Source organism: Pseudomonas sp. O230 (genome assembly GCF_045447035.1).
Lineage (GTDB): Bacteria > Pseudomonadota > Gammaproteobacteria > Pseudomonadales > Pseudomonadaceae > Aquipseudomonas.
Map to the genome: position 1 here is coordinate 205,801 of NZ_JBJGXN010000005.1, position 19,578 is coordinate 225,378.

Consider the following 19,578-nt stretch of genomic DNA (forward strand, 5'->3'; position numbering starts at 1 on the left):
GTTTTGCCCCCCGGCGCTGCCTTCCCAGGCTGACAATCGGCGCTCTACACTGTACCGGTACAGTTGCCGGGGGCATTTTCCGGGGGATATTCGAAGATATCTGACCCGGTTCTGCTGCTACGGCGCCAGGACTATAAAAACTACAACAGTAAGAGTGGAGCACTATGACTAAGGCTACTAAGCAGATTTCCAAACTGTTTGCCGCTATGGTTCTGGCCGGGGTTGCCAGCCATTCGTTCGCAGCTGACACCATCAAGATCGGCATCGCCGGCCCTAAAACCGGTCCTGTAGCCCAATACGGCGACATGCAGTTCAGTGGCGCCAAAATGGCCATCGAACAGATCAACGCCAAGGGCGGCGTAGACGGCAAGAAACTCGAAGCCGTTGAATACGATGACGCCTGTGATCCAAAACAAGCTGTGGCAGTCGCGAACAAGGTCGTCAACGACGGCGTCAAGTTCGTGGTCGGTCACCTGTGCTCCAGCTCCACTCAACCGGCTTCGGACATCTACGAAGACGAAGGCGTGATCATGATCACCCCGGCTGCCACCAGCCCGGACATCACCAACCGTGGTTACAAAATGGTGTTCCGCACCATCGGTCTGGACAGCGCCCAGGGCCCTGCCGCCGGTAACTACATTGCCGATCACGTGAAACCGAAAATCGTTGCTGTCCTGCACGACAAACAGCAATACGGTGAAGGCATCGCCACCGCCGTTAAACAAACCCTCGAGAAGAAAGGCACCAAGGTTGCCGTGTTCGAAGGCATCAATGCCGGCGACAAGGACTTCTCGTCGATCATCGCCAAGCTCAAGCAAGCCAACGTCGACTTCGTCTACTACGGCGGCTACCACCCGGAGCTGGGTCTGATCCTGCGTCAAGCACAGGAAAAAGGCCTGAAAGCCAAGTTCATGGGTCCGGAAGGCGTGGGTAACGACTCCATTTCGCAGATCGCCAAGGACGCTTCCGAAGGCCTGCTGGTGACCCTGCCGAAATCCTTCGACCAGGACCCGGCCAACATCGCCCTGGCTGATGCGTTCAAAGCGAAGAAAGAAGACCCAAGCGGTCCGTTCGTATTCCCGGCCTACTCGGCTGTGGAAGTGATCGCCGAAGGTATCAAGGCTGCCAAGTCGGAAGACGCTGCCAAAGTGGCTGCTGCCATCCACGCTGGCACTTTCAAAACCCCGACTGGCGACCTGAGCTTCGACGCCAAGGGCGACCTGAAAGACTTCAAATTTGTGGTTTACGAGTGGCACTTCGGTAAACCTAAAACTGAAGCTTCGCCTCAGTAAGGCCTTGCCTGACTGACTGCCAATAAAGCCCACGGCGTGCCGTGGGCTTTGTTTTACGAACGTATTGGGCCGCGCTGGCGTGATCCGCCAGTCTCCCCACCTGAAAATCTCAAAACCGTCATCAGCGGTTCGCTGGCAAACCTCGCGTTCGAAGTGGATGCAGATCCACGGGGCTCGAGCGGGAAAATGACTCCACCAGTGAAATGCGTATCAGGTTTTTAGGAGCGCAGTAATGCCTGACCTCTATCACTTTTTCCAACAGCTGGTTAATGGTCTGACCATTGGCAGCACGTATGCCCTGATCGCCATCGGCTATACGATGGTTTACGGCATCATTGGAATGATCAACTTCGCCCACGGCGAGGTGTACATGATCGGTTCCTACGTGGCGTTCATCGCCATCGCCGGGCTGACCATGATGGGACTCGACAGTGTTCCGCTGTTGATGACCGCCGCTTTCCTGGCGACCATCGTCGTGACCAGTGCCTACGGCTACAGCATCGAACGGATCGCCTACCGCCCCTTGCGCGGCAGCAACCGTCTGATCCCGCTGATTTCCGCCATCGGCATGTCGATCTTCCTGCAGAACACGGTTCTGCTGGCGCAAGACTCCAAGGACAAATCCATCCCCAACCTGATTCCAGGCAACATTGCCTTCGGGCCAGGTGGCGCACATGAAGTGCTGATTTCCTACATGCAAATCGTGGTGTTCGTGGTGACCCTGGTCGCCATGCTCGGCCTGACGCTGTTCATCTCCCGCTCTCGCCTGGGTCGCGCCTGCCGTGCCTGCGCCGAAGACATCAAGATGGCCAACCTGCTGGGTATCAACACCAACAACATCATCGCCCTGACCTTCGTTATCGGTGCCGCACTGGCAGCCATCGCAGCCGTGCTGTTGAGCATGCAATACGGCGTGATCAACCCGAACGCCGGTTTCCTCGTCGGCCTCAAGGCCTTCACCGCAGCGGTACTGGGCGGTATTGGCAGCATTCCCGGCGCCATGCTCGGCGGGTTGGTGCTTGGGGTAGCGGAAGCCTTCGGTGCCGATATCTTCGGCGACCAGTACAAGGACGTTGTGGCGTTCGGTCTATTGGTTCTGGTGTTGTTGTTCCGGCCAACCGGCCTGCTGGGCCGCCCGGAGGTTGAGAAAGTATGACTAGGAATCTTAAACAGGCGCTGTTTAGCGCCCTGCTGGTGTGGGCAGTTGCCTACCCGGTACTCGGTCTGAAACTGACCATCGTCGGCATCAACCTCGAAGTCCACGGCACCAGCAATGCCACGCTGATCACCATCGCCGTGTGCTCGGTGCTGATGTTCCTGCGCGTGCTGTTCGATCAACAGATCAGCTCGGCCTGGCGCTCCTCGCCCAACATGCCGCTGGTTCCGGCCAAGGCCAGCAACTTCCTGACCCTGCCGAGCACCCAGCGCTGGTTCATCATCGCGTTGATCGCCGGCGCGCTGGTCTGGCCGTTCTTCGGTTCTCGCGGCGCGGTGGATATCGCCACCCTGGTGCTGATCTACGTGATGCTGGGCCTGGGCCTGAACATCGTGGTCGGCTTGGCCGGTCTGCTCGACCTCGGTTACGTCGGCTTCTACGCCGTCGGTGCCTACAGTTATGCGCTGCTGTCGCATTACTACGGTCTGAGCTTCTGGATCTGCCTGCCGATCGCCGGCCTGATGGCGGCCACGTTCGGCTTCCTGCTCGGCTTCCCGGTCCTGCGCCTGCGCGGTGACTATCTGGCGATCGTGACTCTGGGCTTCGGTGAAATCATCCGTCTGTTCCTGCGCAACCTGACCGGTCTCACCGGTGGCCCGAACGGCATCAGCAACATCGAGAAGCCAACGTTCTTCGGGTTGACCTTCGAACGCAAAGCGGCCGAAGGCATGCAGACCTTTCACGAGTACTTCGGTCTGGAATACAACTCGATCAACAAGGTGATTTTCCTGTACCTGGTTGCCCTGTTGCTGGCCCTCGGTGCGCTGTTCGTGATCAACCGTTTGCTGCGCATGCCGATCGGTCGCGCCTGGGAAGCGCTGCGTGAAGACGAAATCGCCTGCCGTGCGTTGGGTCTCAATCCTACCGTCATCAAGCTCTCGGCCTTCACCCTGGGCGCCAGCTTCGCCGGTTTCGCCGGCAGCTTCTTCGCCGCCCGTCAGGGTCTGGTGACACCGGAGTCTTTCACCTTCATCGAGTCGGCGATCATTCTTGCCATCGTCGTGCTGGGTGGCATGGGCTCGCAACTGGGCGTGATCCTCGCGGCCGTGGTGATGATCCTGTTGCCGGAAATGATGCGTGAGTTCAGTGAGTACCGCATGTTGATGTTCGGCGCCTTGATGGTGCTGATGATGATTTGGCGACCTCAAGGCCTGCTGCCCATGCAACGTCCACACATGGAGCTGCGCAAATGAGCCGCGAGATCCTTAAAGTCGAAAATCTGAGCATGCGCTTCGGCGGCTTGCTGGCGGTCAACGGCGTCGCCCTGACCGTGAAGGAAAAACAGGTGGTTGCGCTGATCGGCCCGAACGGCGCCGGCAAGACCACCGTGTTCAACTGCCTGACCGGTTTCTACAAACCGAGCGGCGGCAGCATCCTGCTGGACGGCGAGCCGATCCAGGGCCTGCCGGGCCACAAGATCGCCCTCAAAGGCGTGGTGCGGACCTTCCAGAACGTGCGCTTGTTCAAGGACATGACTGCGGTCGAGAACCTCTTGATCGCCCAGCACCGTCACCTGAACACCAACTTCCTGTCCGGCCTGTTCAAGACCCCGTCGTTCCGCAAAAGCGAGCGCGAGGCCATGGAGTTCGCCGAGTACTGGCTGGACAAGGTCAACCTCACTCAGTTCGCCAACCGTCCGGCCGGCACCCTGGCCTACGGTCAGCAACGTCGTCTGGAAATCGCTCGTTGCATGATGACCCGCCCGCGGATCCTCATGCTCGACGAACCGGCTGCCGGCCTGAACCCGAAGGAAACCGAGGATCTCAAGGCGCTGATCAGCATGTTGCGTGAAGAGCACAACGTCACCGTGCTGCTGATCGAACACGACATGAAACTGGTCATGAGCATTTCCGACCACATCGTCGTGATCAACCAGGGCACGCCCCTGGCCAACGGCACGCCGGAACAGATCCGCGACAATCCTGAAGTGATCAAAGCCTACCTGGGGGAAGCGTAAATGCTGCAATTCGAAAACGTTTCCACCTTCTACGGCAAGATCCAGGCGCTGCACAGCGTCAACGTTGAAGTCCGCCAGGGCGAGATCGTCACCCTGATCGGCGCCAACGGTGCCGGCAAGTCGACGCTGTTGATGACCCTCTGCGGTTCGCCGCAAGCCCACAGCGGCAGCATCCGCTACATGGGCGAAGAGCTCGTCGGCCAGGACTCGTCGCAGATCATGCGTAAAAGCATTGCGGTCGTACCGGAAGGTCGTCGGGTGTTTGCCCGTCTGACCGTGGAAGAGAATCTGTCCATGGGCGGATTCTTTACTAACAAGGGCGACTATCAGGAACAGATGGACAAGGTTCTCGGACTTTTCCCACGCCTGAAAGAACGCTTTGCCCAGCGCGGCGGCACCATGTCCGGCGGCGAACAGCAAATGCTCGCCATCGGCCGTGCGCTGATGAGCAAGCCCAAGCTGTTGCTGCTCGACGAGCCTTCGCTGGGTCTGGCGCCGATCATCATCCAGCAGATCTTCGACATCATCGAACAGCTGCGCAAGGATGGCGTGACGGTGTTCCTGGTCGAGCAGAACGCCAACCAGGCACTGAAAATCGCTGACCGCGCGTACGTTCTGGAGAACGGCCGCGTGGTGATGCAAGGCACTGGTGAAGCGCTGCTGACCGACCCGAAAGTGCGCGAAGCGTACCTCGGAGGTTAAGCCTTTGCGGTAAACAGAAAACGGCCTTCGGGCCGTTTTTTTGTGTCTGCCACAAGCTCACCAACAATGAAGATCCTTGTGGGAGCGGGCTTGCCCGCGAAAGCGCTAGTCCAGTCAACATCTCTGTTCGAATGTAAAACCGCTATCGCGGGCAAGCCCGCTCCCACAGGGTCTGTGTGAGGCAGACATTATCGTTAAAGCCGATCCAGCGCCTCCCCACTGCGCTTGAACCAGCCAATCAAATAATCCGCCAACACCTGCGTGCGCTTGGGCAACCCACCCTGGTACGGATGCACCAGGTACATCGGCATGCGCCGTGTCTGATAATCGCGCAAGAGCCAACGCAAACGACCATCAGCCAATTCCGCCTGCAACAGATAGGACGGCAGACGCGCAATGCCGGCGCCCGCCAGTGCCGCTTTTTTCAGCAGGCTGTAATGGTTGCTGGCGAAAGGTCCTGACACACGCACACGCAATAATTCGTGCTGCTGGTGATACAGCCATTCTTCGCGGCCGCTGTAGTGGCTATTGAGTAAACATTGGTGCTCAGCGAGGGCCTGCGGGGTCAGCGGTTCGCCGTGTTGCTCCAGATAGGTCGGGCTGGCGCAGGTCAGTTCGTGCCAGGCCAACAGGGGGCGGGCCACCAGGCGCTCGTCATTGCCGACATCGGAGCGAACCGCCAGATCAAAACCGTCGCGGGACAAATCACGGTAATTGTTGCTGAGGTCAAGTTCGATCTGCACCTGCGGGTACTTGTGGGAAAACTCCAGCAGCAAGCCGTCGAAGAAGGTTTCTCCCAGCGACACCGGAACCGTCATACGCACCGGCCCTGCCATATCGTCTTTCAACCGCGCCAATGCCTGACGCGCCCGTTCCACTTGCACCACCAGCGCCTGGGCTTGCGGCAACAGCGCCGCGCCTGCCGCCGTCAGGCTCAAGCGGCGAGTGGTGCGTTGCAGCAGCACCACCGAAAACCGCGTCTCCAACAGGCTGATGCGCTTGGACAACTGGCCTTTACTGCAGCCCAGTTGCTGAGCCGCCAGGGTGAAACTGCCCGCTTCGATCAATACCGCAAACGCCGCCAGGTCATCCATCTCACTCATGGATTGTTTCCATTTGAAAACCAAAGGTTGCCTATTAGCGCGCTTATCCGCAGAAAAAACCACTCTAGACTGAAGCCACTTTCAATACACATGAGGATAAACAGCATGAAAATTCTTTTGATTGGCGCAGGCGGCACCATCGGTTCGGCGATCGACAAGGAGTTGTCCGAGCGTCACGAGATCATCCGCATCGGTCGCAACAGCGGCGATTTGCAGGTGGATATCAGCGACAGCACCTCGATTCGCAAACTGTTCGAACAGACCGGCAAGTTCGACGCGCTGGTCTGCGCCGCGGGCAACGTGACCTTCGCACCGCTGGGCGAAATGACCGCAGACAGTTTCGCCCTGGGCCTGAAAGACAAGCTGATGGGCCAGGTCAACCTGCTGCTGATCGGCCGCGAATTCGCCAATGACGGTGCCTCTTTCACCTTCACCACCGGCGTGCTCAGCCACGACCCGATTCGCAGCGGTGCCTCGGCAGCACTGGTCAACGGTGCCATCGACAGCTTCGTGCGTGCCGCGGCAATCGAACTCCCACGCGGCCTGCGGGTGAACTCGGTGAGCCCGAATGTCCTGGTTGAAGCCATGGGCAAATACGCGCCGTACTTCCGCGGCTACAAACCGGTTCCGGCCGCCGATGTGGCACTGGCCTACGCAAAAAGCGTCGAAGGCCTGCAAACCGGTCAGACCTTTCACGTCGGCTGACACACAACAATCTGTAGGAGCCGGCTTGCTGGCGATGGCGCTCTTGAAATCGTCATCGCCAGCAAGCTGGCTCCTACGAGTTGATCGACGCAGCCAAATCAGGAGTCAGCGGGGTTGTGATGAACGGTCAGGCTGAGTAACGTGGCGGCACTTGTCTGGAGAGCCAAAGATGCGTGTTGCCCGTTCCTTATTCCTTGTTGCCGTGCTTCCACTGTTCGCTGCCTGTCAGTTGCTCGATGGCCCGCGTGAAAGTGCCTCTCACGCGGGCCAGACCCGAATGCAGGGTCAGTTGACCGCGGCCGACGGCAAGCTGTTGTTTCAGCCATGCAATACGCAGCGCAGCTACGTGGTCAACGACACCGGCGGCACCAGCGTCCTGCAAGAGGCCGCGAGCCTGGCCGATGCGCAAGGCAAGCTGTTCGCCGATGTGCGCGGGCGGATCGTCGACAGCCGCCTCGATCTGGAGCAGTTGTACCGTGTCGAACGCTCGGGCACCGCGTGCGACGATCCGAATTTCAAAGTGCTGATCCTGCGCGCCACCGGCCATGGGCCCGAGTGGAACGTCAAGGTCAGCGGCAAAGGCCTGGTCATCGACCGTGCGGGTCAACCACCCCTGGCCGTACCTTATGTTGAAGAGCAACTGGGCGATGGCCGCTTCAACCTCAGCACCGAAGCCAACAACCAGCACATCGAACTGTGGGTCGCGCCGCAACGTTGCGTAGACAGCAGCACCGGCAGTGTTCAACACATGAGCGCCGAATTGCGCATCAATGGCCAGGTTCAACGTGGCTGCGGGTATTTCGGCGGATCGCGCGACGACTGATCGTTTAAGCCTCACGGGACTCGGCTTTTGGGGCTTATAATCGCCGCCTTCAAACGCCTTGGCGCAGTTGTGCGCCCCGCGAACCGGATCCCGTCATGTTACGAATCACTGAACTCAAGCTGCCGATCGACCATCCCGAAGAAGACCTGCGCCCTGCCATCGTGCAGCGCCTGGGCATCGCCAGTGATGACCTGCTCGATTTCACCTTGTTCAAGCGCAGCTACGATGCGCGCAAAAAATCCTCCGAACTGTGCTTCATCTACACCATCGACCTCACGGCGAAGGATGAGGCGGCGTTGCTGCACACGTTCGCCGACGACCGAAACGTCAACGTGGCGCCGGATGTCAGCTACAAAGTGGTCGGCCAAGCGCCGGCTGATCTGCAGCAACGCCCGGTTGTCGTAGGCTTCGGGCCCTGCGGGATTTTCGCCGGGCTGCTGCTCGCGCAAATGGGCTTCAAGCCGATCATCCTCGAGCGCGGCACCGAAGTGCGCCAGCGCACCAAGGACACCTGGGGCCTGTGGCGCAAAAACGTGCTCAACCCCGAGTCCAACGTGCAATTTGGCGAAGGCGGCGCGGGGACATTCTCCGACGGCAAGCTCTACAGCCAGATCAAAGACCCGAAGTTCATCGGCCGCAAAGTCCTGCATGAGTTCGTCAAAGCCGGCGCGCCGGAAGAAATCCTCTACGTCAGCAAACCGCACATCGGTACGTTCCGCCTGACTGGCGTGGTGGAAAACATGCGTGAGCAGATTCGCGCGCTGGGCGGCGAAGTACGCTTCCAGCAGCGCGTTACCGATGTGTTGATCGAGGACGGCCAACTGGTCGGTGTCGAGCTCAACGGCGGCGAACAGATTCATTCGAAGCACGTGATTCTGGCCCTCGGCCACAGCGCCCGCGACACCTTCCGCATGCTCCACGGTCGCGGCGTGTTCATGGAGGCCAAGCCGTTCTCGGTGGGTTTCCGTATCGAACACCCACAGTCGCTGATCGACCGCGCGCGCCTGGGCAAATACGCCGGCCACCCGAAACTGGGTGCCGCCGACTACAAACTGGTGCACCACGCCAAGAACGGTCGCTCGGTCTACAGCTTCTGCATGTGCCCGGGCGGCACAGTGGTAGCGGCCACCTCAGAGCCGGGCCGCGTGGTCACCAACGGCATGAGCCAATACTCGCGTAACGAACGCAACGCCAACTCCGGAATCGTCGTCGGGATCACCCCGGAAGTCGATTACCCGGGCGGCCCACTGGCCGGTATCGAGTTGCAGGAACGCCTGGAATCCCACGCCTTTGTGCTGGGCGGCAGCAACTACGAAGCGCCGGCGCAACTGGTTGGCGATTTCATTGCTGGCAAACCGTCCACCGAGTTGGGCAGTGTTGAACCGTCCTACAAGCCTGGTGTTGCCCTGGGTGATCTGGCGCTGGCCTTGCCGGCGTTCGCCATCGAAGCGATTCGCGAAGCCCTGCCGGCGTTCGAGAAGCAGATTCGCGGTTACTCGCTGCACGACGCAGTGTTGACCGGGATCGAGACGCGTACATCGTCGCCGCTGCGGATCACCCGTAACGAGTCGATGCAGAGCCTGAACGTGAAGGGCTTGTTCCCGGCGGGTGAAGGCGCGGGTTATGCGGGCGGGATTCTGTCGGCAGGGGTGGACGGGATTCGCATCGCCGAAGCCGTGGCCCGCGACATCCTCGGCCTGGAAGCCTGACATAAATCCCCTGTAGGAGCTGGCTTGCCGGCGATGAATGCACCGCGGTCTGTCTGGAGGACCGCGTTATCGTTCATCGCCGGCAAGCCGGCTCCTACAGGTTCCGCGTTGGGCGTCAGATATTGGCGCGCAGCACGGTTGCCGGAAGCGGTTCACCGCGCTCGACACTCGCCGCCACGATCTCCATCAATCCACTCAACTCATACCCCTGAGCCTTGAGCCAAGCCTGATCGTAATAACTCGTCTCATAACGCTCGCCGCCATCGCACAGAATCGCCACGATCGACCCCGCTTCCCCCGCCACCACCATCTGTTGCGCGGCCATCAACGCGCCAATCAGATTGGTCCCGCTTGACCCGCCCACCCGCCGGCCCAAACGCTGCGCCAGGTAATGCATGGCCGCCAGTGACAGAGCGTCCGGCACCTTGACCATCGCATCGATCACCTTCGGCAGGAACGACGCCTCGACCCGTGGCCGCCCGATGCCTTCGATCCGCGAACCGTGATCCAGGCGCAGGCTGGCATCACCGGTCAGGTAGTAATCGAAAAACACCGAACGCTCGGCATCGGCGCACAGCACGCGGGTGCAATGCTGGCGATAGCGCACGTATCGGCCCAACGTCGCGGTGGTGCCGCCGGTGCCGGGGCTGGAAATCAGCCAGCTCGGTTCCGGGTGCTGTTCGAAACGCATCTGATGGAAAATCGATTCGGCGATGTTGTTGTTCGCCCGCCAGTCGGTGGCACGTTCGGCGTAGGTGAACTGGTCGATGAAATGCCCGTCGTGTTCACGCGCCAGGCGCTCGGACTCGGCGTAGATCTGCGTCGGATCGTCCACCAGATGGCTCTTGCCACCGTAGAACGCGATTTGCGCGATCTTCTCTTTGGAAGTGGTGGCCGGCATCACTGCAATAAACGGCAGGCCGAGCAAACGGGCGAAGTACGCCTCGGAAATCGCCGTCGAACCGCTGGAAGCCTCGATCACCGGCGCACCGGGTTTGAGCCAGCCGTTACACAGTGCATACAGGAACAACGAACGCGCCAGGCGATGTTTCAGGCTGCCGGTGGGGTGGCTCGACTCATCCTTGAAATACAACTCGATGCCCGGCAACCCTGGCAATGGCAAGGGGATCAGGTGGGTGTCGGCGCTGCGCTGGAAGTCCGCTTCGATGATCCGGATGGCTTCCCGGGCCCACTGTCGGTTGTCGCTCATGATGAGTTTTCTCGTTAAGTCGGCCTTGTCACAAGGCTCAGCCCACAAGCTTAGGAAAAATCCGACATCCCGCACAGATACAGCTGAGGTTCAATACGTCCGGCAACTGCTAGGCTCAGGTCCGTGCCTACCTTTCGCGCTGTAACGGCATATAACAAAAAAGAATATAACTTTTGTTTTAACAACTAACGGTACGGGTTAGGGTGTGCCACCTTTTTGATTATTCGATGGAGAGCGACCTTGCCTCTGCGTAGCACTTTCACGCGTTTCTTTCAGTTGGAAGCTGCCAGCGGTCTGTTACTGATCGCCGCAGCAGCCCTGGCTTTGATCATCAACAACTCGCCGCTGTCGTGGCTCTACAGCAGCTTTCTGGACACCCCGGTGGTGGCTCAGGTCGGCGCGCTGCAAATCGCCAAACCGGCACTGCTGTGGATCAACGACGGCCTGATGGCCCTATTCTTCCTGCTGATCGGCCTGGAAGTGAAGCGCGAAGTCCTCGACGGTCAGCTGTCGAAGCCTTCGCAGATCGTCCTGCCCGGCGCGGCAGCGATTGGCGGCATGGTGGTTCCAGCGCTGTTCTACTGGTTTCTCAATCGTGACAACCCGGCCGCCCTGAGTGGCTGGGCCATCCCGATGGCCACTGACATCGCCTTCGCCCTCGGCGTACTCGCCCTGCTGGGCAAGCGCGTACCGGTGTCGCTGAAACTGTTCCTGATGACCCTCGCGATCATCGATGACCTCGGCGCCATCATCGTCATTGCGATCTTCTACTCCGGCACGCTGTCGACGCTTTCCCTGGCATTGGCCGCGTCGTGCATCTTCGCCTTGATCGCGATGAACCGGCTCGGCGTGGTCAAGCTCGGGCCGTACATGATCATCGGTTTGATCCTGTGGGTGTGCGTGCTCAAGAGTGGTGTCCATGCCACGCTGGCCGGCGTAACCCTGGCCTTCTGCATCCCGCTGCGCACGAAAAATGCCGAACCGTCGCCGCTGCTGACGCTGGAACACGCTCTGCACCCGTGGGTGGCCTACGGCATCCTGCCGCTGTTCGCCTTCGCCAACGCGGGCCTGTCCCTGAGCGGCGTAACCGTCGAAAGCTTCACCCATCACGTACCGATGGGTATCGCGGTCGGCCTGCTGCTGGGCAAGACGCTTGGCGTGTTCGGCCTGACCTGGCTGGCAGTGAAAATCGGCATCGCCGCCCTGCCCCAAGGCGCCAACTGGGGCCAGGTGCTGGGCGTGGCAATCCTCTGCGGGATTGGCTTCACCATGAGCTTGTTTGTCGGTTCCCTGGCGTTCGTGCCGGGCGCCAGTGAGTACGCCGGGATGGACCGGATGGGGATTTTGACCGGTTCGATATTGGCGGCGTTGATTGGGTATGCGGTGACGGCGGCGGCGAGTCGCAAGAACGCCGCGCTGCAATCCTGATCGACAGAGACAACTCCTAGCGTCATTCGAGACGCGTCCTACAGCCACGATCAGCCACGTTCGTTTACGTCGCACAGCCCGCTTTTTGAGGGTTGTCGACGTACGAGCGCAAGGATGATCAGTGGCTGGCAACAAGGATACTCCCCGGATTCCAAACCCACCGTCAGGTGACGGGCACACGTCACCTATCGCTTCATGACCGCCACCGAACTGGCTGCGCGGGATACCAGACAAACTGCTTACGACGCCATGCTCGCGAGGCAACAGGCCCTTGAAGAAAGTCTTCAGGTCTTCGCGAAAACGGACAACGCCGTACGCGCCGGTTGCGTGTTCGCCAAATCCTGCAAGCTGCCTGATGCCATCATCGATTATTCCAACCCATCCGGTGTGGTCCCGACCGACAGCCAGAAAGACTAAGGCGAGCTAATCCTGCCGGGCGCTCGGGAAGCGGATGAATCACAAGCCTTTGTCGTCGAATTGCCGCAAGTTTGCGAAGAGGAAATCAAATCCATCATGGGTTGGAGTAGCGATCAGCAAGGCTGGGAAGGCTAAAACCTGACCCCGTTGCAACTATCAGCGATAGAAACGCTGATAGGAAAACCCATTCACGATCCAAACCATTACTTCCAACTCACGTGCAATGGGTAACAGCCACAAACAAAAAACCCCGACCAGTCACCTGATCGGGGTTTTCTTTCACTCGTTCCCGCTTAGTGCGAAACGCGGCTAGTCCCACCTACAGTAGCAATCCGCACCCGCTCGCCAACACGGAACACTTCATTCTCCTGAACCTGCTGCACGTAAGCACGCATGCTGCCGTCGTCTTCGCGAACGGTGATTTCCACGCCTTGGGTGCGAGTCAGGCCTTCTTCGGTGGCCGAACCCAACAGGCCACCGGCGACTGCGCCAATGACCGCCGCAACGATGCTGCCGCGACCGCCGCCGATGGCGCTGCCGCCAACGCCGCCCACCGCTGCACCCGCGAGACCGCCGATCGGGGTCTTGGTGCCTTCGATTTTCACCGGACGCAGGGATTCGATGGTGCCCATGCGAACGGTCTGCACACGACGCGCTTCGTCACGGGAGTAGGAGTCACCGGTCAAGCTCGATTGGCAGCCAGTGAGCAACATCGCCATCGTGGAAAAGGAAGCAACCAGCAGAACAGACTTACGCATAGCATCAACTCCAAAGGACAGGTAGCCATTAAACTCCGCAGCTTGACGCGTGTCACGACGTCGCCCGGATAAAATTGGTTTGATTCAGGCCCGGTACAGGGCCCTCCACGAACTCAGCACACAGTAGCGACAAATTACGAGATCTGCGCCACTGGCCCAAGGATTTTCATGGATTACTTCATCATTGTCGTCACCACTGTCGCCGGTCTGTACTTCCACGGGTGGTTGTACATACGGATCAAACGCTGGATGGATCGCGATCTGGCGTTAGCCCTGGCGGGAAGCGATGAGCACAAAAAAGCCTACATGCTCCAGCAATTGGCGAACGCTCAAGCGCAGAAGATCAAGCGTCGAGACCTGCCTCAGTGGCTGGAGGCCGCTGCGGCAGGCTATCCCGGTCGGTAGACTGCTTAGGGTGCCAGACGTTCAAGAATCCAGTCGGGGCCCTGCAAACGGTAGTTGAGGCGATCGTGCAGACGGCTCGAACGGCCCTGCCAGAATTCGATGCGCTCAGGTAGCAGACGATAACCGCCCCAGTGCTCGGGGCAATGAGGCTGTGTATCGCTGAAACGTTGCTCGGTGTTTTTGAGCAGCGCTTCCAGTTCGGCGCGATCGGCGATCACGCGGCTTTGCGGTGAAGCCCAGGCGCCGAGGCGACTGCCCAACGGCCGGACCTGAAAATAGGCATCGGACTCTTCAGGCGTGACCTTCACCACCCGACCTTCGATGCGCACCTGCCGTTCCAGAGCCGGCCAGAAAAAGGTCATGGCCGCGAACGGGTTCGCGGCCAGATGCTGGCCCTTGGCGCTGTCGTAGTTAGTGAAAAACGTGAAGCCCTGCGCGTCCAGGCCCTTTAACAGCAGAATGCGGCAATGCGGCCGACCGTCCTTGTCGACGGTGGCCAGGGTCATGGCGTTGGCTTCCACCGGCGCCTGCTCGGTTTTCACCGCATCGGCGAACCACTGATGGAACAGCGCGAACGGCTCGGCCGGGGCTTGTGCCTCGGTAAGGCCGTCTCGGGTGTAGTCGCGACGCATATCAGCCAGGCCCTGGGTCATGGCGCATTCCTTTTGGTTAACGAATCACTTTTTCACAGCATCGGCGGCAGCGACTTTCTTGTCAGCTGTTGCGGCTTTGGCCGGCGCGGCCTTCTTGGCCGGCGTCGCGGTTTTGGCTGGTGCCTTCTTGGCGGCCGCTTTCTTGGCCGGCGCCTTTTTCGCGGCAGGCACTGCGGCTTTCTTCGCGGCCGGTGCCGGGGTCACCGGCGTGGCCACTGGCTTGACGTCCTGGGCAGCGACCAGTCTCACCGGTGCCGGGGCTGGCATGTTGTACTTGCTCAACAGCGCAACCATAGTGTTTTGCGGAGTCACCAGCAATTCGACGCGACGGTTCAAGGCACGGCCTTCAACGCTGTCGTTGGCCGCACGCGGGGCTTCACCGCCCATGCCGCGCAGCATCAGGCGATCGCGTTGCAGACCGCTGAGGCGGAAAATCGCTGCCACCGCTTGTGCGCGTTCCTGGCTCAGCTTCACGTTAGCCGGTGCGGCGCCCGAGGTATCGCTGTGACCCAATACCAGCACGGCAGTCTTCGGATCGACCTCGAGGATTTTCGCCACGCGAGTGAACGGACCGAGGGTCACCGGCAGCAACATGGCCGGACGATCAGGGTTGAACGAACCTTCTACCGGCGCAGTGACCACCAGCACGTTTTCACGGCGCTCGAGTTGCAGGTTGCTGTCCTTGATCGCGGTGCGCAGGCGCGGTTCGTAATCGTCGAGCCAGGCCTGAGTGACTTTAGGGTCCGGCATCGGCACGACTTTGGCCGTGCTCTGCTCCTTGCCGCCGAACGGCCACCACCATTTGCCGCCAGCCTCGGCTTCAGCCTTGGCCACTTCGACCGGTTTGGCTTCAGGTTTTACCTCTGGCTTCTTGTCCAGAACCTCCTCGGAACCGAACGGCCAGTACCAAGGGTTGGAGCTTTCAGCCTTGGCGACCGGGGCCGCAGCGACCGGTTTCACAGGGGCCGGCGCCGGTGCCGGCTCTTTCGCCGCGACTTTGTCAGAGGAGCCAAACGGCCACCAGCTGCTGCCATCCGAATCATTTTGTGGAGTCTGCGCACAACCGGTAACTGCGACACACAGGGCCAAAGCGAGGGTGGTTTTATTGAATGACATTGGATATCCACAAAAATGAAGTCATAAAAAATCAGGCCGGCATGACCCGGATAAACAGACGCTTGGAAAACATAAAGGCCTTCGGGTTCCGGCCCTGGAACCCGTAAGCGCGTTTTACAGACAAGTGGCCAGTACCCGTGCGAGCTTTTGCGCGCGTGGGTCCATCAAGACGTAAGGCCCCAGTGTATTTGTCACAAAACCGAACGCAACATCGTGTTCCGGGTCAGCAAAACCGATGGAGCCGCCAGCGCCCGGATGGCCGAACGCACGTGGGCCGAGGCCGTAGGTCGCGTTAGGGACGTCCGGTTGATCGAGCATGCAACCCAGGCCGAAACGGGTCTGGGTCAATAAAGTCTTGTCTTCGCCGAAGCTATGTTCGCGGGTCAGCTCGTCGAGCAGCTCGCTTTCCAGCAGGCTGCCGTCGAGCAGTCCGGCGTAGAACCCGGCCAGGCTGCGGGCATTGCCGTGGCCATTGGCCGCCGGCTGCTGCATGCGCCGCCACTCGGGTTTATTGGTGCTGGTCAGGACCGACGGCGGGTTGGTGAAGGCCCGCGTGGTCATGGCCGTCGGTTCGCGCATGGTCACTTGCAGCAGGCGCTGGGCGGCAGCATCGCCGACGTTGCCCTTGCCACGGGCGATGTGCGCCACGCGATGGAATTCTTCATCCGCCAGACCGACGTGAAAGTCCAGGCCCAACGGTTTGGCGACCCGGGCCACGATGGACTCGCCCGGCCCACGTCCGTCGGCACGGCGCAGTAACTCGCCGACCAGCCAGCCATAGGTGATCGCGGCATAACCGTGAGCGGTGCCCGGCGTCCACCAAGGCGATTCGGCGGCCAGTGCATCGACCATGGTTTGCCAGTCGTAAAGCGCTTCCGGGGCCAGCAACTCACGCAACGCCGGCAGGCCGGCCTGATGGCAGAGCAGTTGACGCAGGGTGACGGATTCCTTGCCGGCGGCGGCGAATTCAGGCCAGTAGCGGGCCACCGGTGCATCCAGTTGCAGCTTGCCTTCGGCGACCAGTTGCAGGGCAGTGACGGCGGTGAAGGTCTTGGTGCAGGAAAACAGGTTGGCGATGGTGTCGCTGTGCCAGGCCTCAAGGCCGTCCTTGTCGGCGGTGCCGGACCAGAGATCAACGACGGTTTCGCCGCCGATCTGGATGCACAGCGCTGCGCCACGCTCCTGAGGATCGTCGAACAACGCCGCGAAGGCTTCGCGCACCGCTTCGAACCTGAGCTCGTAATGACCTTGAATCTGCACCCGCTACTCCCTTGGACAAACGTTCTACAAAGTGGCCGGCATTGTTCCAGCCATTGATGGTTTTGGGAACAGGGTTGGGCCGGGCGGTCGGTTTGCCCATGGATATGATCAGAATTTTCTGGTGTCTGTCAGGCCGCCATCGCTGGCAAGCCAGCTCCCACAGGTTCCGGTTGTCCGCCGATTTTTGCGGCAACTTCAATCCTTGTGGGAGCTGGCTTGCCAGCGATGATCGATAACGCGGTCTCAGGTCTTAATGGCCATTCCCGGAGTGCCCACCCGCCTGCCCGGTGCCCTTCCCCGGGCCTTTGCCGGCTTCAGCTTTTCTCCCACCCTCGGCATCGTGACTGGCTTTGTCTGCCGCAGCCTTGGCCTTCTCGGCCTCTTTACCTAACTGATCAACGGCCGCCAGGTTGCTCTTGCGCACACTGTCGACAAAGCCCTGGAACGGCAGATCGGTAATACCCACCAGACCAAAGTGGCCGTTTTCACCGTCCAGCAAACGCCCCGTCACCGGTTGGTCGATGTACTGGAACCAGTGCACGCCGACAATCGACGGTTCGCTCAGTGCCTGTTTCAGGAAGTTGGCGTAAGCCGGACCACGGTCTTCTTCCTTCGCCAATTGCGTCACGCCGCCCCAGAACGGGCCGCGATCCGCCGAGCCGAAGTTGAATTCGGTAATCAGCACCGGCTTGTCCAGACTGCGCAGTTTGGCGAAGTCGTAACCGTCCTGCGGTTGCAGGGTGTACATGTTGAAGCTCAGCACGTCGCAAAACTGCGCGCACGACTCGACCGCTTCCGGGGTGCTGATGGCAAAACGGCCGCCCAGCAACAGCTGATTCGGCGCGTGCCACTTGAGCGAGTCGGAAATGGTTTTGAAGTACGTGTCAGCGAAGACTTTCTGGAAGTATTTGAAGTCGGCTTCGATTTCCGGGTGCTCGGCGCTCGGCAGCGGCGGTACGAAGCCCGGGTCTTCCATCAATTCCCAGGCCGGCAAGTCGATGCCCCAGGCTTTGGACAGGCCAGCCTGATTGCGGTACTTGTCGCGCAGTTGCTTGAGGAACGCGCGTTTTGCCGGGACGTCGGTGGTCATTTTCAAGGTGCCGTAAGCCAGCGCGTAGCGGGCTTTCGGGTCGTCACCGGGACCGGCCCAGGCCAGTTCGTTGTCGGCGAAATAACCGATCAGCCACGGATCGTCACGATGATCGCGGGCGGCGATGGCCACGGCGCGTTCGGTGGCCATGGCGAAACGCGGGTCGAACGGGTCAGGCATACCGCCCCACCAGTCGGTGCCGGTGCTGATACTGGCGTAATCGCCGACGATCGACAGCGGCAAGGTGTAGGGCACGCGATCAGCGTTGGCCAGTGCCGGGGCGCTCCAGTTGCCGACGGTGTTGAAACCCCAGGCTTGCAGGCGATCCAGGGTGTGGCTGGCCCAGCGTTGCTCATCGACCACGGCGGTGCAGGGCTCAGCCGGTTTCTGCTCGACCGCTTTCGCGACCGTTGCTTGCTCTGCGCCGGCCTTGGCGGCTTCGGCAACCCCGGCGTCGGCCGTGGAAGGCACGACGGGTTGCTCGGCAGCCTTCTCGACCGTCGCTTCCACCGCGTCGGCCTTGGCCGCTTCGGCGACTCCAGCCTTGGTGTCGCTGCCGAGTGTGCAAGGGGCGCCATACAGCCGCTGCAGGTTCGCGCCATAGAAATCGTACCAGCGCCCGGCGTTGTAGCCACGGCCCTGATCGACGCCATTACCGCCACGGTTGTCACCTTCGCCGAAGTGACTGGCCAGCGGTTCTTCGGGTTTTGGCAACGATTCGAACATCCATTCGCGACCAGCAATATAGGTCTGGTTGACGTCAGGGGTGACGGTGTTGACCCCGAGCGAATAAAACGGATGCCCTTCCGGCGTCACCAGATACCAGCGACCGTCACGCTTCTCGGTGCGGAAAAAGCCGCTGGCCTTGAACGCCGGGCCTTTGTTCCAGCCACCGAACTTGTCCAGCGACGCCTTCTCGCGCTCGGCCAGCCAGGTTTTGGTTTGTTGCTGATCCTTGGCCGCCGCGCTTTTCAGTTGTTCGTCGCTGCTGACCTTCTCCGGCCATTTGGTCCGGGTCGATTGTCCGAAAGCGTCCACCAGCCCGCCGTAAACGGCTTGGGTCATGGCCTCGCTGTCTTGCACGCCAAAGCGTTCCAGCAGGATGCTTTGTGCGACTTTCGGCTGATCCATCGACAAGGTCACCGACACTACCTGGCTGCGATCCAGCTCACCGGCACTGCTGGCCAACAGGATGCGTTGACCGTCGACGGTCATCGGCATCGGCGGACCGGCCTTCATGCCCAGGCTCAGCGGCGAAGTGGCGACCAACGGCACCAGCAGCGTTTGCGCAGGACCGGCCGGCAGGTCGACGCGACTGACCAGCGTCTTGCCATCGTTGCTCTGGATCTTCACGTAGAGGGTCACGGCCCAGTTCATCGCACTTTGAATACGCAGGCTCATCACGCCGGACTGCGACCAGTCCCAGGCACCGGTTTGCGGAGTCAGGCGCAGGTTTGGCTGGGCCACCGGGTTGAACGTCACCCGACGCAGCACTTCGCCCTCGGCTGTTTGCTCGGCATTGGATTGCGGCAGGCTGGCGTCCTGAGTCGCCACCTGAACCACGTCGGCGGGGCGCACAAAGTTGAACAACGTCTGCTGGGCTGCGGGAGCAGCGAGCAAGGGCGTTGTGAACAACAAGGCAAAAACAGCAGCCAACGAACGGCGGATCATGAGAACGAAATTCTCCCTAACGACCTCAATGGGCCAATGGAAAAGCGATGGCAGAGAGATAGA

17 protein-coding genes and 1 pseudogene are annotated in these 19,578 nt (G+C 60.5%); 11 read left to right on the forward strand and 7 right to left on the reverse strand.

The features are described 5' to 3' along the window. Positions 1–164: 164 nt before the first annotated feature. The 5 genes from ACI77H_RS12245 to ACI77H_RS12265 all read left to right on the forward strand — a co-directional run bounded on the left by ACI77H_RS12245 (position 165) and on the right by ACI77H_RS12265 (position 5,167). Positions 165–1,292 (forward strand): branched-chain amino acid ABC transporter substrate-binding protein, encoded by a 1,128-nt coding sequence (locus tag ACI77H_RS12245; protein ID WP_407012140.1) that lies wholly within the window; start codon positions 165–167, stop codon positions 1,290–1,292. Between the two features lie 232 nt (positions 1,293–1,524). After that, positions 1,525–2,448, forward strand: coding sequence for a high-affinity branched-chain amino acid ABC transporter permease LivH (gene livH / locus ACI77H_RS12250; RefSeq protein WP_150630991.1), 924 nt, complete (start codon positions 1,525–1,527; stop codon positions 2,446–2,448). Further along, on the forward strand, positions 2,445–3,701 hold the full coding sequence (locus ACI77H_RS12255; RefSeq protein WP_407012141.1) for a high-affinity branched-chain amino acid ABC transporter permease LivM: 1,257 nt from the start codon (positions 2,445–2,447) through the stop codon (positions 3,699–3,701). Before livH ends, ACI77H_RS12255 begins: the two co-directional genes overlap by 4 nt. Continuing rightward, the gene (gene livG, locus ACI77H_RS12260; protein WP_407012142.1) at positions 3,698–4,465 is read left to right on the forward strand and encodes a high-affinity branched-chain amino acid ABC transporter ATP-binding protein LivG; all 768 of its coding nucleotides are present in this window, start codon (positions 3,698–3,700) and stop codon (positions 4,463–4,465) included. Before ACI77H_RS12255 ends, livG begins: the two co-directional genes overlap by 4 nt. Then, positions 4,466–5,167 carry an ABC transporter ATP-binding protein gene (locus ACI77H_RS12265; protein ID WP_253437472.1) on the forward strand — a complete coding sequence of 234 codons (702 nt, stop codon included), beginning with the start codon at positions 4,466–4,468 and terminating at the stop codon, positions 5,165–5,167. A 194-nt stretch (positions 5,168–5,361) separates the two neighbouring features. Here ACI77H_RS12265 and ACI77H_RS12270 read toward each other — a convergent pair whose 3' ends face one another. Beyond that, positions 5,362–6,270, reverse strand: coding sequence for a LysR family transcriptional regulator (locus ACI77H_RS12270; protein WP_407012143.1), 909 nt, complete (start codon positions 6,268–6,270; stop codon positions 5,362–5,364). Between the two features lie 105 nt (positions 6,271–6,375). Between ACI77H_RS12270 and ACI77H_RS12275 the strand changes: the two genes are divergently transcribed. The 3 genes from ACI77H_RS12275 (at position 6,376) to ACI77H_RS12285 (ending at position 9,507) form a co-directional block, all read left to right on the forward strand. Further along, on the forward strand, positions 6,376–6,975 hold the full coding sequence (locus ACI77H_RS12275; RefSeq protein WP_407012144.1) for a short chain dehydrogenase: 600 nt from the start codon (positions 6,376–6,378) through the stop codon (positions 6,973–6,975). 169 nt (positions 6,976–7,144) lie between these two features. Beyond that, a complete protein-coding gene (locus ACI77H_RS12280) occupies positions 7,145–7,798 on the forward strand; it encodes a COG3650 family protein (protein ID WP_407012145.1) in 654 nt (217 codons plus the stop codon). A gap of 95 nt (positions 7,799–7,893) precedes the next feature. After that, positions 7,894–9,507 (forward strand): NAD(P)/FAD-dependent oxidoreductase, encoded by a 1,614-nt coding sequence (locus ACI77H_RS12285; protein WP_407012146.1) that lies wholly within the window; start codon positions 7,894–7,896, stop codon positions 9,505–9,507. A gap of 115 nt (positions 9,508–9,622) precedes the next feature. Here ACI77H_RS12285 and ACI77H_RS12290 read toward each other — a convergent pair whose 3' ends face one another. Next, entirely contained in the window at positions 9,623–10,720 is a 1,098-nt protein-coding gene (locus tag ACI77H_RS12290) for a PLP-dependent cysteine synthase family protein (RefSeq protein WP_407012345.1), read from the reverse strand. Positions 10,721–10,957: 237 nt separating this feature from the next. Between ACI77H_RS12290 and nhaA the strand changes: the two genes are divergently transcribed. Then, on the forward strand, positions 10,958–12,145 hold the full coding sequence (gene nhaA / locus ACI77H_RS12295; RefSeq protein ID WP_407012147.1) for a Na+/H+ antiporter NhaA: 1,188 nt from the start codon (positions 10,958–10,960) through the stop codon (positions 12,143–12,145). A 121-nt stretch (positions 12,146–12,266) separates the two neighbouring features. Beyond that, positions 12,267–12,559: pseudogene (locus ACI77H_RS12300) on the forward strand (toxin); the annotation flags it as partial. A 296-nt stretch (positions 12,560–12,855) separates the two neighbouring features. On the opposite strand, the gene ACI77H_RS12305 reads toward ACI77H_RS12300, so the two are convergent. After that, positions 12,856–13,320, reverse strand: a complete 465-nt coding sequence (locus tag ACI77H_RS12305; protein ID WP_407012148.1) for a glycine zipper 2TM domain-containing protein — start codon at positions 13,318–13,320, stop codon at positions 12,856–12,858. A 168-nt stretch (positions 13,321–13,488) separates the two neighbouring features. Here ACI77H_RS12305 and ACI77H_RS12310 point away from each other — a divergent pair, with 168 nt between their 5' ends. After that, positions 13,489–13,725, forward strand: coding sequence for a hypothetical protein (locus ACI77H_RS12310; RefSeq protein WP_407012149.1), 237 nt, complete (start codon positions 13,489–13,491; stop codon positions 13,723–13,725). 5 nt (positions 13,726–13,730) lie between these two features. Here the strand turns inward: ACI77H_RS12310 and pdxH are convergent, their stop codons facing one another. The 4 genes from pdxH to ACI77H_RS12330 form a co-directional block, all read right to left on the reverse strand. Then, positions 13,731–14,378, reverse strand: coding sequence for a pyridoxamine 5'-phosphate oxidase (gene pdxH / locus ACI77H_RS12315; protein ID WP_407012150.1), 648 nt, complete (start codon positions 14,376–14,378; stop codon positions 13,731–13,733). 24 nt (positions 14,379–14,402) lie between these two features. Continuing rightward, the gene (locus ACI77H_RS12320; protein WP_407012151.1) at positions 14,403–15,494 is read right to left on the reverse strand and encodes an OmpA family protein; all 1,092 of its coding nucleotides are present in this window, start codon (positions 15,492–15,494) and stop codon (positions 14,403–14,405) included. Positions 15,495–15,608: 114 nt separating this feature from the next. Further along, entirely contained in the window at positions 15,609–16,754 is a 1,146-nt protein-coding gene (locus tag ACI77H_RS12325) for a serine hydrolase domain-containing protein (RefSeq protein WP_407012152.1), read from the reverse strand. 250 nt (positions 16,755–17,004) lie between these two features. Then, a complete protein-coding gene (locus ACI77H_RS12330; protein ID WP_407012153.1) occupies positions 17,005–19,515 on the reverse strand; it encodes a beta-agarase in 2,511 nt (836 codons plus the stop codon). Positions 19,516–19,578: the final 63 nt, after the last annotated feature.

What these genes read in the sequence shown, in the direction of transcription:
- ACI77H_RS12245 (WP_407012140.1), top strand. Translation starts at nt 165, where the DNA reads ATGACTAAGGCTACTAAGCAGATTTCCAAACTGTTTGCCGCTATGGTT.
- livH (WP_150630991.1), top strand. Translation starts at nt 1,525, where the DNA reads ATGCCTGACCTCTATCACTTTTTCCAACAGCTGGTTAATGGTCTGACC.
- ACI77H_RS12255 (WP_407012141.1), top strand. Translation starts at nt 2,445, where the DNA reads ATGACTAGGAATCTTAAACAGGCGCTGTTTAGCGCCCTGCTGGTGTGG.
- livG (WP_407012142.1), top strand. Translation starts at nt 3,698, where the DNA reads ATGAGCCGCGAGATCCTTAAAGTCGAAAATCTGAGCATGCGCTTCGGC.
- ACI77H_RS12265 (WP_253437472.1), top strand. Translation starts at nt 4,466, where the DNA reads ATGCTGCAATTCGAAAACGTTTCCACCTTCTACGGCAAGATCCAGGCG.
- ACI77H_RS12270 (WP_407012143.1), bottom strand. Translation starts at nt 6,270, where the DNA reads ATGAGTGAGATGGATGACCTGGCGGCGTTTGCGGTATTGATCGAAGCG.
- ACI77H_RS12275 (WP_407012144.1), top strand. Translation starts at nt 6,376, where the DNA reads ATGAAAATTCTTTTGATTGGCGCAGGCGGCACCATCGGTTCGGCGATC.
- ACI77H_RS12280 (WP_407012145.1), top strand. Translation starts at nt 7,145, where the DNA reads ATGCGTGTTGCCCGTTCCTTATTCCTTGTTGCCGTGCTTCCACTGTTC.
- ACI77H_RS12285 (WP_407012146.1), top strand. Translation starts at nt 7,894, where the DNA reads ATGTTACGAATCACTGAACTCAAGCTGCCGATCGACCATCCCGAAGAA.
- ACI77H_RS12305 (WP_407012148.1), bottom strand. Translation starts at nt 13,320, where the DNA reads ATGCGTAAGTCTGTTCTGCTGGTTGCTTCCTTTTCCACGATGGCGATG.
- ACI77H_RS12310 (WP_407012149.1), top strand. Translation starts at nt 13,489, where the DNA reads ATGGATTACTTCATCATTGTCGTCACCACTGTCGCCGGTCTGTACTTC.
- pdxH (WP_407012150.1), bottom strand. Translation starts at nt 14,378, where the DNA reads ATGACCCAGGGCCTGGCTGATATGCGTCGCGACTACACCCGAGACGGC.
- ACI77H_RS12320 (WP_407012151.1), bottom strand. Translation starts at nt 15,494, where the DNA reads ATGTCATTCAATAAAACCACCCTCGCTTTGGCCCTGTGTGTCGCAGTT.
- ACI77H_RS12330 (WP_407012153.1), bottom strand. Translation starts at nt 19,515, where the DNA reads ATGATCCGCCGTTCGTTGGCTGCTGTTTTTGCCTTGTTGTTCACAACG.